Annotated in this window: 15 protein-coding genes and 2 pseudogenes; 14 read left to right on the top strand and 3 right to left on the bottom strand. The window is 67.9% G+C overall.

From position 1 onward, the window contains the following. The 11 genes and pseudogenes from A5708_RS07160 to A5708_RS07210 form a co-directional block, all read left to right on the top strand. Positions 1–186, top strand: a pseudogene (locus tag A5708_RS07160) (hypothetical protein); the annotation flags it as partial. 115 nt (positions 187–301) lie between these two features. Next, a complete protein-coding gene (locus A5708_RS07165; protein WP_065027960.1) occupies positions 302–1,213 on the top strand; it encodes a Rossmann-like and DUF2520 domain-containing protein in 912 nt (303 codons plus the stop codon). Next, positions 1,210–2,148, top strand: coding sequence for a pantoate--beta-alanine ligase (gene panC, locus A5708_RS07170; RefSeq protein ID WP_065027961.1), 939 nt, complete (start codon positions 1,210–1,212; stop codon positions 2,146–2,148). Before A5708_RS07165 ends, panC begins: the two co-directional genes overlap by 4 nt. After that, positions 2,148–2,567: an aspartate 1-decarboxylase gene (gene panD, locus A5708_RS07175; protein ID WP_065027962.1), complete on the top strand. Its 420-nt coding sequence runs from the start codon at positions 2,148–2,150 to the stop codon at positions 2,565–2,567. Before panC ends, panD begins: the two co-directional genes overlap by 1 nt. A 2-nt stretch (positions 2,568–2,569) precedes the next feature. After that, positions 2,570–3,385, top strand: a complete 816-nt coding sequence (locus A5708_RS07180; protein WP_064882025.1) for a type III pantothenate kinase — start codon at positions 2,570–2,572, stop codon at positions 3,383–3,385. Between the two features lie 79 nt (positions 3,386–3,464). Continuing rightward, complete coding sequence (gene lysS / locus A5708_RS07185; protein ID WP_065027963.1) at positions 3,465–4,961, top strand: lysine--tRNA ligase; 1,497 nt, start codon at positions 3,465–3,467, stop codon at positions 4,959–4,961. Between the two features lie 129 nt (positions 4,962–5,090). After that, complete coding sequence (lsr2, locus tag A5708_RS07190; RefSeq protein ID WP_007772320.1) at positions 5,091–5,429, top strand: histone-like nucleoid-structuring protein Lsr2; 339 nt, start codon at positions 5,091–5,093, stop codon at positions 5,427–5,429. A gap of 325 nt (positions 5,430–5,754) precedes the next feature. Further along, positions 5,755–8,301, top strand: a complete 2,547-nt coding sequence (gene clpC1 / locus A5708_RS07195) for an ATP-dependent protease ATP-binding subunit ClpC (RefSeq protein WP_065027964.1) — start codon at positions 5,755–5,757, stop codon at positions 8,299–8,301. Between the two features lie 190 nt (positions 8,302–8,491). Beyond that, complete coding sequence (locus A5708_RS07200) at positions 8,492–8,707, top strand: CbtB domain-containing protein (protein ID WP_064950519.1); 216 nt, start codon at positions 8,492–8,494, stop codon at positions 8,705–8,707. 9 nt (positions 8,708–8,716) lie between these two features. Next, positions 8,717–9,508, top strand: coding sequence for a CbtA family protein (locus A5708_RS07205; protein WP_065027965.1), 792 nt, complete (start codon positions 8,717–8,719; stop codon positions 9,506–9,508). Continuing rightward, a complete protein-coding gene (locus A5708_RS07210; protein WP_065027966.1) occupies positions 9,505–10,053 on the top strand; it encodes a histidine phosphatase family protein in 549 nt (182 codons plus the stop codon). Before A5708_RS07205 ends, A5708_RS07210 begins: the two co-directional genes overlap by 4 nt. 3 nt (positions 10,054–10,056) lie before the next feature. On the opposite strand, the gene A5708_RS07215 is transcribed toward A5708_RS07210, so the two are convergent. Both A5708_RS07215 and mhuD read right to left on the bottom strand, forming a co-directional pair. Beyond that, the gene (locus A5708_RS07215) at positions 10,057–11,421 is read right to left on the bottom strand and encodes a serine hydrolase (RefSeq protein WP_065027967.1); all 1,365 of its coding nucleotides are present in this window, start codon (positions 11,419–11,421) and stop codon (positions 10,057–10,059) included. Next, positions 11,396–11,716, bottom strand: coding sequence for a mycobilin-forming heme oxygenase MhuD (gene mhuD, locus A5708_RS07220; protein WP_007772332.1), 321 nt, complete (start codon positions 11,714–11,716; stop codon positions 11,396–11,398). The genes A5708_RS07215 and mhuD overlap by 26 nt, the downstream gene beginning before the upstream one ends. 63 nt (positions 11,717–11,779) lie before the next feature. Here mhuD and A5708_RS07225 point away from each other — a divergent pair, with 63 nt between their 5' ends. Further along, on the top strand, positions 11,780–12,550 hold the full coding sequence (locus tag A5708_RS07225) for an alpha/beta fold hydrolase (protein ID WP_065027968.1): 771 nt from the start codon (positions 11,780–11,782) through the stop codon (positions 12,548–12,550). Positions 12,551–12,554: 4 nt separating this feature from the next. Here the strand turns inward: A5708_RS07225 and A5708_RS07230 are convergent, their stop codons facing one another. Then, positions 12,555–13,466, bottom strand: a complete 912-nt coding sequence (locus tag A5708_RS07230) for an A/G-specific adenine glycosylase (protein ID WP_065027969.1) — start codon at positions 13,464–13,466, stop codon at positions 12,555–12,557. Here A5708_RS07230 and A5708_RS07235 point away from each other — a divergent pair. Then, positions 13,465–14,082, top strand: coding sequence for a carbonic anhydrase (locus tag A5708_RS07235; RefSeq protein WP_065027970.1), 618 nt, complete (start codon positions 13,465–13,467; stop codon positions 14,080–14,082). The two genes, A5708_RS07230 and A5708_RS07235, sit on opposite strands and share 2 nt — an antisense overlap. 124 nt (positions 14,083–14,206) lie before the next feature. After that, positions 14,207–14,857 (top strand): annotated as a pseudogene (locus A5708_RS07240) (hypothetical protein); the annotation flags it as partial. Positions 14,858–15,017: the final 160 nt, after the last annotated feature.

Genomic DNA, 15,017 nt, shown 5'->3' on the forward strand with positions numbered 1-15,017 from the left:
CCCCCACGGCTGGCACCGCCGCCCGCCCCGGAGCAGGCGCCCCGGCACGGCGGTGACCCGCAGCAGGAGGACCCCGACGGCACGGGAGAAGCCATATCCACGGGCGGCCAGTCGGTGGCCGACCTGCTGGCACGCCTGCAGGTGCAGCCGTCCGAGGGCGGCCGGCGACGTCGTCGCGAAGGCTGAGCTGGGAGCTTCCTCACATTGGGTAATGCCTGGTAATCGACTACAGTCGTAGTGACCGAACGGTACCCACGAAGTGGGACCGGAACGAAACAAGATATCTGTGAGGTCGTCTGCGATGGTGCAGTTCGACGGTCTGCGCCCCGCGCGGCTCAAGGTGGGAATCATCTCGGCCGGCCGGGTCGGCACCGCCCTCGGTGTCGCGCTGGAGCGCGCGGACCATGTCGTGGTGGCGTGTAGCGCCATCTCTCATGCGTCGCGGCAGCGTGCGCAACGCCGGCTGCCCGATACGCCGGTGGCGACGCCGCCGGACGTGGCGGCCGGTGCCGAGCTGTTGCTGCTCGCGGTACCCGACAGCGAACTCGGCGGCCTGGTCTCCGGGCTGGCCGCGACGGCGGCGGTGCGGCCCGGAACCATCGTGGTCCACACGTCCGGCGCCAACGGGATCGGCATTCTCGAGCCGCTGGCCCGGGAGGGCTGCATTCCGCTGGCGATCCACCCGGCGATGACGTTCACCGGGTCCGACGAGGACATCAGCCGGCTGTCGGATTCTTGCTTCGGCGTCACCGCCACCGACGAAATCGGGTACGCGATCGGGCAATCGCTGGTCCTGGAGATGGGCGGCGAACCGTTCTGCGTCGCCGAGGACGCCCGGGTGCTGTACCACGCCGCGCTGGCCCACGCCGGCAACCACATCGTGACCGTGCTCGCCGACGCGCTCGACGCGTTGCGCGCCGCGCTGCGCGGCAGCGAACTGCTCGGCCAACAATCCGTCGACGACCAGCCGGGCGGCATCGCCGAACGGATCATCGGGCCGCTGGCCCGGGCCGCGCTGGAGAACACCCTGCAGCGCGGACAGGCCGCGCTCACCGGTCCGGTCGCGCGCGGCGACGCGGCCGCGGTCGCGGGGCATCTGGCCGCGCTGGGTCAGGTGGGGCCGGAATGGGCGGAGGCCTACCGGGTGAACGCCCTGCGAACCGCCCAGCGCGCGCACGCCCCGCAGGACGTCGTGGAGGTGCTGGCGCCATGAGACCCGGCAAGCCACCGGCCTTCACGGCGGGCGAGCTCAACGTCTACTCCGCCCCGCGCGACGTCGCGGACGTGAGCCGCGCCCTGCGCCACACCGGGCGCCGGGTGATGTTGGTGCCCACCATGGGCGCACTGCACGACGGGCACCTGGCGCTGGTGCGCGCGGCCAAGCGGGTGCCCGGCGCGGTGGTGGTGGTGTCGATCTTCGTCAACCCGCTGCAGTTCGGCGCCGGTGAGGACCTGGAGGCCTACCCGCGGACCCTGGACGACGACGTCGCCCTGCTGCGCAGCGAGGGCGTCGAGATCGTCTTCACCCCAACGGCCGCCGCGATGTATCCCGACGGTCTGCGCACCACCGTGCAGCCGGGACCGCTGGCCGGCGAGCTGGAGGGCGCCGTCCGGCCGACTCACTTCGCCGGGATGCTCACCGTCGTGTGCAAGCTGCTGCAGATCGTGCGACCGGACCGGATCTTCTTCGGCGAGAAGGATTATCAGCAGCTGGTGATGGTCCGCCAGATGGTCGCCGACCTCAACATCGACGCGCAGGTGATCGGGGTGCCGACGGTCCGGGAATCCGACGGCCTGGCGATGTCATCGCGCAACCGCTACCTGGATCCCACGCAACGCGAACTGGCCGTGACACTTTCGGCCGCGTTGACGGCAGGCGCACACGCCGCGCACCACGGCGGCGCGGCCGCGCTGGCCGCGGCGCGCGCGGTGCTGGACGCAGTGCCCGACCTCACCGTCGACTACCTCGAGTTGCGCGACGCCGGGCTCGGCCCGGCGCCCGCGCACGGTTCGGCCCGGCTGCTGGTTGCGGCCCGGCTGGGCACCACCAGGCTGCTGGACAACATCGAAATGCAGATCGAAACACCCGCCGGCACCACTGGGCCGGACGGACACCACGAATACGCCCAAACACCTTGGAGGAATTGATGTTACGGACGATGCTCAGGTCGAAGATCCACCGCGCCACCGTCACGCAGGCCGACCTGCACTACGTCGGCTCGGTGACCATCGACGCCGATCTGATGGACGCCGCCGACCTGCTCGAAGGGGAACAGGTCACCATCGTCGACATCGACAACGGCGCCCGGCTGGTCACCTACGCGATCACCGGCGAGCGCGGCAGCGGTGTGATCGGAATCAACGGTGCGGCAGCACATCTCGTCCATCCAGGCGACCTGGTGATCCTGATCGCCTACGGGACCATGGAAGAGGTGGAGGCCCGGGCGTACCAGCCGCGGGTCGTCTTCGTCGACGCCGACAACAGGCCGATCGACCTCGGCCACGATCCGGCATTCGTGCCCGCCGACGCGGCCGAACTACTGGATCCCCGGATCGTTGCGCGGTAGCCGTGCTGCTCGCGATCGACGTCCGTAACACCCACACCGTCGTCGGGCTGATATCGGGCTCCAAGGAGCACGCAAACGTCGTGCAGCAATGGCGGATTCGCACCGAAGCGGAGATCACCGCCGACGAATTGGCATTGACCATCGACGGCCTCATCGGCGACGACTCCGAACGGCTCACCGGCGCGGCGGCGCTGTCCACCGTCCCTTCGGTGCTGCACGAGGTGCGGCTGATGCTCGACCAGTACTGGCCCTCGGTGCCCCACGTGCTGATCGAGCCCGGGGTGCGCACCGGCATCCCGCTGCTCGTCGACAACCCCAAGGAAGTGGGTGCCGACCGAATCGTCAACTGCCTGGCTGCCTTCCATCGGTTCAACAGCCCCGCCATCGTCATCGACTTCGGATCCTCGATCTGCGTGGACGTCGTGTCGGCCAAGGGCGAATTCCTCGGCGGTGCGATCGCACCCGGGTTGCAGGTGTCCTCCGACGCCGCCGCGGCCCGCTCGGCCGCGCTGCGCCGGGTGGAGCTGACCCGCCCCCGTTCGGTGGTCGGCAAGAACACCGTCGAGTGCATGCAGGCGGGCGCAGTGTTCGGGTTCGCCGGGCTGGTCGACGGCTTGGTCGGGCGCATCCGCGAGGACGTGGACGGCTTTGCGGGCGACGACGTCGCGATCATCGCCACCGGCCACACCGCGCCGCTGCTGCTGCCCGAGCTGCAGACCGTCAGCCATTACGACCAGCACCTGACCCTGCACGGGCTGCGGCTGATCTTCGAACGCAACCGCGACGCCCAGCGCGGCCGGCTGAAGACGGCGCGCTGACACACCGGCTTCTCGCCGCAGCGCGCAGGCCAAAGCCGTCGGCGCGGCCGCAAAGGCCAGTCCTTTAAGCTGGCACGTCGTGAGTGCCGACGATCTGGATATTCCCGAGCAGTACCGAATTCGCCGCGATAAGCGCGCTCGGCTGCTCGCCGAGGGGCACGACCCCTACCCGGTCGCCGTCGAACGCACCCACACGCTGGCCCAGGTCCGGGCCGCCCATTCCGATCTGCCGGTCGACACCGCGACCGACGACCTCGTCGGCGTCGCCGGCCGGGTGATCTTTGCCCGCAACTCCGGCAAACTCTGCTTCGCCACGCTGCAGGACGGCGACGGCACCAGCCTGCAGGTGATGATCAGCCTCGACAAGGTCGGCCAGCAATCCCTCGACGCGTGGAAGGCCGACGTCGACCTCGGTGACATCGTCTACGTGCACGGCAACGTGATCAGCTCACGGCGCGGCGAATTGTCCGTGCTGGCCGACTCCTGGCAGATGGCGTCCAAGTCGCTGCGCCCGCTGCCCGTCGCGCATAAGGACATGAGCGAAGAGGCGCGGGTGCGGCAGCGCTACGTCGACCTGATCGTGCGCCCGCAGGCGCGCACCGTGGCACGGCAGCGGATCGCCGTCAGCCGCGCCATCCGCAACGCATTGGAACGGCGCGGGTTTCTCGAAGTCGAAACCCCAATGTTGCAGACGCTGGCCGGTGGCGCGGCCGCGCGGCCGTTCATCACACATTCCAATGCACTAGACATCGATCTCTACTTGAGGATCGCACCGGAACTGTTCCTCAAGCGCTGCGTCGTCGGTGGTTTCGACCGGGTTTTCGAACTAAATCGAGTGTTCCGAAACGAAGGTGCGGATTCCACCCATTCTCCGGAATTTTCCATGCTGGAGACCTACCAGGCGTACGGAACCTATGACGATTCGGCAGTAGTGACGCGCGAGCTTATTCAAGAGGTGGCCGACGAGGCGATCGGAACGCGACAACTACCGCTGCCCGACGGGAGTGTGTACGACATAGACGGGGAATGGGCTTCGATACAAATGTACCCGTCGCTGTCGTCGGCACTCGGTGAAGAGATCACGCCCGAGACGTCTGTCGAACAACTGCTCACAATCGCCGATCGGCTCGGCGTCGAGATTCCCACCGACCGGGGCTATGGACACGGGAAAATCGTCGAGGAACTGTGGGAGCACACGGTTGGCAACGCGCTCGTCGCTCCCACATTCGTAAGGGATTTCCCGGTCGAGACAACGCCTTTGACGCGTCAGCACCGCAGCATCGCGGGTGTCACCGAGAAGTGGGACCTGTATGTGCGTGGTGTCGAACTCGCCACCGGGTACTCGGAATTGAATGATCCCGTGGTGCAGCGAGAGAGGTTCGCCGCGCAAGCGCGTGCCGCCGCCGCCGGCGACGACGAAGCTATGGTGCTCGACGAAGATTTTCTTGCCGCACTCGAGTATGCGATGCCGCCATGTACCGGAACGGGAATGGGTATCGACAGGTTGTTGATGACATTGACTGGTCTGTCAATTCGAGAGACAGTTTTGTTCCCGATTGTTCGGCCGCAGTCGTAGTTGAAAGATTTCAACTGTGCGGCTTCCGTACAGATTGAGTATGCTTCGCTGTTATGGCACATTGGTGACCGGGGAGGTCCGATCCAATCTGCTCAGTAACCGCTCAGGACGAAATGCGAGGGTAAGACAATGGCAAAAAAAGTGACCGTCACCTTGGTCGATGATTTCGACGGTGCCGGCGCGGCCGACGAAACGGTGGAATTCGGGCTTGACGGGGTGACCTATGAGATTGATCTTTCGTCCAAGAATGCCGCGAAACTGCGCGGAGATCTGAAGCAATGGGTGGAAGCCGGTCGCCGCGTCGGCGGCCGTCGCCGTGGGCGGTCCGGCACGGGCCGCGGCCGTGGTGCGATCGACCGCGAGCAAAGCGCGGCCATCCGCGAATGGGCCCGCCGTAACGGGCACAACGTGTCGACGCGGGGCCGCATCCCGGCCGACGTGATCGACGCATTCCACGCGGCCACCTAGCAGTCCTCAAAACCGGCGTCCGGGCTCCAAGCCCGGGCGCCGGTTTGTCGTTTCGCTGGACGCGAAACAATCGTCTGGCGGCTCACGGAAACGAAATGGAAGTCCGCGACGTTTCTTCAGTTACGGCGCGCAACGCCGCTGGCAGTCGCAGGTGAGATTGGCCCCGGAAACACCGAGCGGGTCCGTAGCGAAGAACGCACGGCAAGGTTAGGCCCGCTGGCAAGCCGACCATTACAGTGGAGACAGGTACGCGATTCCGGCCACAGGGGACCGGCACTGGGCCGCCAACAGGTTTGTACCGATGTGAGGGAGAGCAGGTAACCCGATGTTTGAAAGATTTACCGACCGTGCCCGCAGGGTCGTCGTCCTGGCGCAAGAAGAGGCCCGGATGCTCAACCACAACTACATCGGCACCGAGCACATCCTGCTGGGTTTGATTCACGAGGGTGAAGGCGTCGCGGCGAAGTCGCTGGAGTCGCTGGGTATCTCGCTCGAAGGCGTTCGCAGCCAGGTCGAGGAGATCATCGGCCAGGGCCAGCAGGCCCCGTCGGGACACATTCCGTTCACGCCGCGCGCCAAGAAGGTCCTCGAGCTGAGCCTGCGCGAGGCGCTGCAGCTCGGCCACAACTACATCGGCACCGAGCACATCTTGCTGGGCCTGATCCGCGAGGGTGAGGGCGTGGCCGCGCAGGTGCTGGTGAAGCTGGGCGCCGAGCTGACCCGGGTGCGCCAGCAGGTGATCCAGTTGCTGAGTGGCTACCAGGGCAAGGAGGCCGCGGAGGCCGGCACCGGTGGCCGCGGCGGCGAATCCGGCAGCCCGTCCACCTCGCTGGTGCTCGACCAGTTCGGCCGCAACCTGACGGCGGCCGCGATGGAAGGCAAGCTCGACCCGGTCATCGGCCGCGAGAAGGAAATCGAGCGGGTGATGCAGGTGCTGAGCCGGCGCACCAAGAACAACCCGGTGCTGATCGGCGAGCCCGGTGTCGGTAAGACCGCCGTGGTCGAGGGCCTGGCGCAGGCGATCGTGCACGGTCAGGTTCCCGAGACGCTGAAGGACAAGCAGCTCTACACGCTGGACCTGGGTTCGCTGGTGGCGGGCAGCCGCTACCGCGGTGACTTCGAGGAGCGCCTGAAGAAGGTGCTCAAGGAGATCAACACCCGCGGCGACATCATCCTGTTCATCGACGAGCTGCACACCCTGGTGGGTGCGGGCGCGGCCGAGGGCGCGATCGACGCCGCGAGCATCCTGAAGCCCAAGCTGGCTCGTGGCGAACTGCAGACCATCGGCGCCACCACGCTCGACGAGTACCGCAAGTACATCGAGAAGGACGCCGCCCTGGAGCGCCGCTTCCAGCCGGTGCAGGTCGGCGAGCCGACGGTGGAGCACACCATCGAGATCCTCAAGGGTCTGCGCGATCGGTACGAGGCGCACCACCGGGTGTCGATCACCGACGGCGCGATGGTGGCCGCGGCCACCCTGGCCGACCGCTACATCAACGACCGGTTCCTGCCCGACAAGGCGATCGACCTGATCGACGAGGCGGGCGCCCGGATGCGCATCCGGCGGATGACCGCGCCGCCAGACCTGCGCGAGTTCGACGAGAAGATCGCCGAGGCGCGCCGGGAGAAGGAATCGGCGATCGACGCCCAGGACTTCGAGAAGGCGGCCAGCCTGCGCGACCGCGAGAAGCAACTCGTGGGCCAGCGCGCCGAGCGCGAAAAGCAGTGGCGCTCAGGCGATCTCGATGTGGTTGCCGAGGTCGACGACGAGCAGATCGCCGAGGTGCTGGGCAACTGGACCGGCATCCCGGTGTTCAAGCTGACCGAGGCCGAGACCACCCGGCTGCTGCGCATGGAGGACGAGCTGCACAAGCGGATCATCGGCCAGGAGGACGCCGTCAAGGCCGTCTCCAAGGCGATCCGCCGCACCCGGGCCGGGCTGAAAGACCCCAAGCGCCCGTCGGGTTCGTTCATCTTCGCCGGCCCGTCCGGTGTCGGTAAGACCGAGCTGTCCAAGGCGCTGGCCAACTTCCTGTTCGGCGACGACGACGCGCTCATCCAGATCGACATGGGCGAGTTTCACGACCGGTTCACCGCGTCGCGGTTGTTCGGTGCCCCGCCGGGATACGTCGGCTACGAGGAGGGCGGCCAGCTCACCGAGAAGGTGCGGCGCAAGCCGTTCTCGGTGGTGCTGTTCGACGAGATCGAGAAGGCCCACCAGGAGATCTACAACAGCCTGTTGCAGGTCCTCGAGGACGGCCGGCTCACCGATGGTCAGGGCCGCACGGTCGACTTCAAGAACACCGTGCTGATCTTCACCTCGAACCTCGGCACGTCCGACATCTCCAAGCCGGTCGGCCTGGGCTTCACCCAGGGTGGCGGTGAGAACAACTACGAGCGGATGAAGCAGAAGGTCAACGACGAGCTGAAGAAGCACTTCCGCCCGGAGTTCCTCAACCGCATCGACGACATCATCGTCTTCCACCAGCTGACCAAGGACGAGATCATCCGGATGGTCGACCTGATGATCAACCGCGTCGCGACCCAGCTCAAGAGCAAGGACATGGCCCTCGAGCTGACCGACAAGGCCAAGGCATTGCTGGCCAAGCGTGGCTTCGACCCGGTGCTGGGTGCCCGTCCGCTGCGGCGCACCATCCAGCGTGAGATCGAGGACCAGCTCTCCGAGAAGATCCTCTTCGAGGAGGTCGGTCCCGGCCAGATCGTCACGGTCGACGTTGACAACTGGGACGGCGAAAGCGCCGGCGAGGACGCGAAGTTCACCTTCACCGGAACCCGCAAGCCGCCGGCCGAGCCGGACCTGGCGAAAGCCGGGGCGCACAGCGCCGGCGAGCCGGGGCCGGACGCGCAGTAGCGACCAACAGGAAAACGGGCGGTAGTCGATCTCGGACTACCGCCCGTTTTCGCTGCCCCCTACACTGACCGTTGTCATCGACGTGTAACGGAATCTGGTGAAAGTCCAGAACGGTCGCGCCACTGTCCAAAGTCAGACCCGAGACTCGTCATACCCAGCGGGGACGCGTTATCCCCAGAAGGAGTCGATTGTGTCCCATCCGCAGCTAACCGGCGGCCGCACCCGATCCGTTGACCTGTCCGCGGCACGAACCGCGCTCTGGTTCGCCGCGACCGTTTTCCTCGCGTTGCTGGCGCTGTACTTCGTGGGCGTCGACCAGGGGGCGGTCTCGCTGTTCGGCAGCGACTCGCACGTGCACGAGTTCGTGCACGACGCGCGGCACCTCCTCGGCTTCCCCTGCCACTGACCCGGTCTCGTGGAGAAACGCCTGATCGGGGGCGGTCTGCTGGCGGGTGCTGTCGGCGCGGTGCTGGCGTTCGTCTTCGCCCGCCTGTGCGCCGAGCCCGTCATCGGCCGCGCAATCGCTTTTGAAGACGGCCGCACCGACGCCGAGAACGCGCACGGTGTGCACGAGCACGGCGCCGAGTTGTTCACCCGCGGCGTCCAGTCCGGACCCGGGCTGGGATTCGGTGTGCTGATCTTCGGCCTCGCCATGGGCGCGCTGTTCGCCGTGCTGTTCAGCGTCGTCTATGCACGGACGGGAACCGCTCAACCGCAAGCGCTTTCGCTGCTATTGGCGGCCGGGGCCTTCGGGGCGGTGTACGTAGTGCCGTTCGTGAAGTATCCGCCGAACCCACCGGCGGTCGGACAGTCCGACACGATCGGGGCGCGCACCGGCTGGTACCTGGCGATGGTGCTGGTGTCGGTGGTGCTGGCCATCTTCGCGGTCTGGCTGGCGCGGCGCCTCGCCGACCGGTTCGGCGCGTGGAACGCGAGGCTGCTCGCGGCGGGCGCGTATCTGGTGGCGATCGTCGTGGTGGCGGTGCTGCTGCCGGGCGTGGACGAGACACCCGAACCGCTGCGCGACGCCGCGGGCACGATCATCTATCCGGGCTTTCCCGCCGACGTCCTCTACGAGTTCAGGTTGTTGTCGCTGGCCACCCAGCTGGTGTTGTGGACGGGCATCGGCCTTGTGTTCGCGACGATCAGCGGGCGGCTGCTTTCGGTGCGGGCGCCGGGCGGGCAGGCGTCGAGCATCGCGGCGTGACCAAGGTCGCCCGGCTGACCCTGCTCTCGCATGGCATGACGGATGCCATGGCGGACGGGCGTTTTCCCGCCGACGAACCGCTGAACGCCATCGGCCGCCGCCAGGTCGAGGCGATGGACGGCGTCGCCGGTACCGCCCAGCGCGAGCTTTGCGGACCCGAGCAGCGCACCCGGCAGACCGCGAAACTGCTTGGCCTGCAAGCCGAAAGCGAGCCGCGGTTGGCCGACCTCGACTTCGGACGGTGGCGCGGCGAGGCGCTTGCGGACCTGCCGCCCGGCGAAGTCGAGGCGTGGCTGGGTCAATCGGGTGCCGCGCCACACGGCGGCGAGTCAATCGCCGACCTGATCTCACGGGTTTCGCAGTGGCTGGAGTCGTTGACGGCCAACCCATTACGCACGGTTGCGGTGACGCATCCGGCGGTGATTCGCGCGGCGATCGTGGCGGCGCTGGACATCGCCCCGGCATCGTTTTGGCGAATCGACGTCGAGCCGGTCACCCGGGTCGTCCTGCACTTCCGGAACGGCCGTTGGACGCTGCGGTTGTGAGCCTCAGCGCGGGGCGATCAGCGCGAAGGCCTGCTTGGCGATCTTGAGCATCCAGCTGGTCACCGTCGGCCCGTGATCGCGCGGCCAGTTCAGCTGAAAGCTGACCACCCACGGCTGCCGCGTCCTGTCGACGGCATACCAGCTGAACGTCAGATCACCGGGCAGGCCACCGGCTTTCGCGCCGATGTACGGCCACACGTCGCGGTCCAGCTGGATGCCCGCGACCGCGGAGAGGATCTCGCGAACCGGTGCGGCCTTGCCGACCGCGTCGGCCTGCAGCGCGGCGTGGACGTGGCAGATGTCCTCGGCGTTGCCGTACCACTCCGCGCCGTAGGAGGATGCCGGCGAGTGCGCCCGCATCGGATCCGGGTCGTAGGGCGTCGAGTTCGCCTGCTCCAGCAGCTGCTCGCGGACCTGCGGGGATCCGTGTTCCCATTGGTCGCGCAGGTCGGGCCTGCCCCATCCGACGGAGAACAATTCGTACATGGTGGGGAACGGGGTCATGCTGGCCGGGTCGTGATGACCGGCGGTGGCAAGCGCTTGCTCGATGGCGTGCGTGCCCATCTTCCCGATCAGCAGGTCGGTCGCCATGTTGTCACTGGTGGCGATCATCTTCTCGGCGGCGGTGCGCACCGAAACGTGCGCTCCGGTGGGCAAAGCCAATCCCGACGAGCCGACGGCCCGGCTCTTGTCGGTGACGGTCAGCTGGTCATCCCAGGACACCGTCCCGTTCTTGATCGCGCCCGCCAGCGCATGCAACACGTAGAGCTTGAAAATGGATGCCAGCGGCAAAGATTCGTGCGTGTTGGTGCCCGCCACCGGGTCACAATGCCCGTCGTCGACCTTGGCGACCTGATAGGAGTAGCGCGCACCCGTCTTGCCCAACACCGCGTCGATGTCGTGCCACGAGTTGATCGTGGGCGCCTGAGTCTCGAGATCGAATCGATCCACCGAGCCGCCGTCGTCGGTGTGAATCCGGATGTCTTGGCGGGCACCGTAGGACGAGGTGAGGTGCAGGGTCGCCACGCTCGCGCCCAGGTCGACGCCGTTGAGCGTGAACGGGCGGTCCCACCACAGCGCCTCCATGGTGGTTTCCACCGACTCGACCTTGTCGGGTGCGGCCAGGGTGCGAACCCCGACCGGGCCGATGGGCCAGTCCGAGTTGAGCATGTCCAGTGTCTGCTGGGCTCGGATCCCGGGCGGGGTCCTGGTGTCGATCTGCCGTCCCAGATTCGCCGCGTTCGCCTGCGGGGAGGGGTTGGGGGCGCAGCCGGGCGCCGATGCCACTACCAGTGCGGCGGCCGCGCTCAGCGTCAATGCGCGGCGCCAGGCCGACAGCCCGCTAGCCAGCCTGCTTGTTGCCGGCAACGTCCATCACAACCTCGAATTCCAGCAGCGAGGCCCCGGTCGCCACCGGCTTCGCCCGCTCCCCGGAGTGCGCCTCGATCGCGGGCCCCTGTGCCCACGCCTGGAATGCCTCTTCGGACTCCCACTGGGTCACCACGAAGTAGCGGTTCTCGCCCTTGATCGGGCGGAGCAGCTGAAAGCCGAGGAAGCCGGGCTGGTTGTCGACGGCGTGCGCCCGGTGGGCGAACCGCTTCTCGAGCTCCGGGCCGGCGTCGGCGGGTACTTCGATTGCGTTGATCTTCACCACTGGCGACATGCCGCTAGGCTACCCCGCCCATCCCCGTGCTCGAGCCGAGGGCGGTGCACGCAAGATGGTGCTATGCCCAGCCAACTGTTGACTTGCCACGGGGGAGACGGTGAGCCGCTGGTGCTGGTGCACGGCCTGATGGGACGGGGGACCACCTGGCCGCGGCAGCTGCCCTGGCTGACCCGGCTGGGCACCGTGTACACCTACGACGCCCCCTGGCACCGGGGCCGCGACGTGGACGATCCGCACCCGATCAGCACCGAGCGGTTCGTGGCCGACCTGGCCGACGCGGTGGGCTCGCTGGCGGTCCCGGCCCGGATGGTCGGGCATTCGATGGGCGCCCTGCACTCGTGGTGTTTGGCCGCCGAGCGGCCCGAACTGGTTTCCGCCCTGGTGCTCGAGGACATGGCGCCGGACTTCCGCGGCCGCACCACCGGCCCGTGGGAACCGTGGCTGCATGCCCTTCCGGTCGAATTCGGTTCCGCCGAGCAGGTTTTCGCTGAATTCGGGCCCGTCGCCGGCCAGTATTTTCTGGAGGCCTTCGACCGCACCGAAACCGGTTGGCGGCTGCACGGTTACACCGCGCGCTGGATCGAGATCGCCGCCGAGTGGGGCACCCGGGACTACTGGGCGCAGTGGCGCGCGGTGCGTACCCCCGCGCTGCTCATCGAGGGCGGCAATTCGGTGACCCCGCCCGGGCAGATGCGGGAAATGGCCGAAACCGGTTTCGCGACAAAATATTTGCGGGCCCCGGACACCGGTCACTTGATTCACGACGAGGCGCCCCGGCTGTACCGCGAGGCGGTCGAGTCGTTTCTGGGGGCGCCGCGCCCGTCGGTCTGACGGGCTACTCCTCGCCGGCCAGCGCGAACCGGCCGTCGCGCGTCTGTGTCACCAAGCCGTCGGCCAGCAGCGAATACAGCGCGCGGTCGCGCTGCGCGGTATCGGTCAGCCAGGCCACATCCAGCTCGGCGCGGGTTACCGGAGAGTCGTTGGCGCGCAACACATCCATCAGCCGGCCGCGGACCTGGCGGTCGGTCCCGGCGTAGGTCTGAACGCGGCGGGCCGGGCCCTGCGCGGGCGGATGGCCGGCGTCCCGCCACGCGCACCGGTCCAGCGGGCACAACCCGCACCGTGGCCCGCGCGCCGTGCACACCGTCGCGCCCAGTTCCATCAGCGCGACGGAGAACTTCGGTGCCGTTCCGTCGGCGGGCAGCAGCGCCGACACGTCGGCGTGGTCGCGCGTCGCCGACGGCGCACCCGCGTCGGCCAGGCCGTGCACCACACGCGCCACCACCCGGCGCACGTTGGTGTCCACCACCGGTACGGACTGGCCGTAGGCGAAGCAGGCGATGGCGCGGGCGGTGTAGCTGCCGACACCGGGCAGCGTCAGCAGGGTGTCGACGTCGTCGGGAACCACGTCGCCGTGATCGCGCGCGATCACGATCGCGCACTCGTGTAACCGCTTGGCCCGGCGCGGATAGCCGAGCTTGCCCCAGGCGCGCAGCACGTCGGCGGCGGTGGCCGCGGCCGTGGCCGACGGGGTGGGCCAGCGTTGCACCCAGTCCGTCCAGATCGGCAGCACCCGGGATACCGGCGTCTGCTGCAGCATGAACTCGCTGACCAGGATCTGCCAGGCGCTCACCCCGGGCTCGCGCCAGGGCAGATCCCGGCGCGAACTTTCGTACCAGTGAACAAGATTGGTGGCTGGTATGAATTCCGGGCCCGCAACCGGCGGATGCGGCATGATGTCAGCCATGCCTAACACCAGTCCGGTAACCGCGTGGAAGTCACTCAAAGAGGGTAACGAGCGATTCGTTGCCGGTAAGCCCCAGCATCCCAGCCAAAGTGTTGAGCATCGGGCGAGCCTGGCCGCGGGTCAGAGCCCCACCGCGGTCGTGTTCGGCTGCGCCGACAGCCGGGTGGCCGCCGAGCTCATCTTCGATCAGGGCCTGGGTGACATGTTCGTGGTGCGCACCGCCGGGCAGGCCATCGATTCGGCGGTGTTGGGCTCGATCGAGTTCGCCGTGGCGGTCCTCAATGTGCCGCTGATCGTCGTGCTGGGTCACGACAGCTGCGGCGCCGTCAAGGCGGCCCTGGCCGCGATCGACGACGGCACGATCCCGGGCGGTTTCGTGCGCGACGTGGTGGAACGGGTGGCCCCCTCGATCCTGATGGGCCGGCGCGAGGGCCTGAGCCGCGTGGACGAGTTCGAGAAGCGACACGTCTGCGAAACCGTTGCGCAACTGACGTCTCGCTCGGCGATCATCGCCGAGCGGGTGGCCGCGGGAACGGTCGCGGTGGCCGGGGTCACCTACCACCTTGCGGACGGGCGGGCGGAGTTGTGCGACCACGCCGGCGACATAGGCGAATAGCACCGAATAGGGCACCCGCGCGGCCGGGTTCCGCACCGCCACTACACGCCGGTTGCCCAGCAAACCTGGCGACACGCCGAGGCGGGTCAGCCGAATCGATGTGACCTGGGCCTACGCTGCGAACGTGCTCGATCTGGAACCGCGTGGCCCGCTACCCACCGAGATCTATTGGCGGCGCAGAGGCCTGGCCATTGGTATCGCGGTCGTCGTGATCGGGATCGTGGCCGCCATCGTCATCGCCTTCATGGGGCATAACGCGGGAGCCAAGCCCGCCAATGCCGACAAAGCCAGTGCCGCTCAGAACAAGCCGGGATCTCCTGCGCCCCAGGCGCCCCCACCGCCGGGGCCCGAGGGCCCCGCTCCGGCGGTGCCGCCGGCGCAGGGTCAGAACCCCGAGACCCCCACACCCACCGCCGCGGTCCAACCTCCGCCGGTGCTGAAGGAGGGCGACGACTGCCCCGATTCGACGCTGGCGGTCAAGGGTCTGACCAACGCGCCCCAGTACTTCATCGGTGACCAGCCGAAGTTCACCATGGTCGTCACCAACATCGGCCTGGTGGCCTGCAAGCGCGACGTCGGCGCCGCGGTGCTGGCGGCCTACGTCTACTCGCTGGACAACAAGCGGCTGTGGTCGAACCTGGACTGCGCTCCGTCCAACGAGACGCTGATCAAAACCTTCACGCCGGGCGAGCAGGTGACCACCGCGGTGACGTGGACGGGCATGGGCTCGGCGCCGCACTGCCCGCTGCCGCGTCCCGCTATCGGGCCGGGCACCGGGCCCGGTGGCGGCGGCGGCTGGTTCATGATGAACGGAACCGGCATCGAGCGCAGGTTGCCCAGCTGCACCACGAGGTTGTAGGTGCCCGGCCCGATAGCGGGACGCGGCAGCGGGCAGTGCGGCGCCGAGCCCATGCCCGTCCACGTCACCGCGGTGG

Source organism: Mycobacterium colombiense (genome assembly GCF_001672755.1).
Lineage (GTDB): Bacteria > Actinomycetota > Actinomycetes > Mycobacteriales > Mycobacteriaceae > Mycobacterium > Mycobacterium colombiense_C.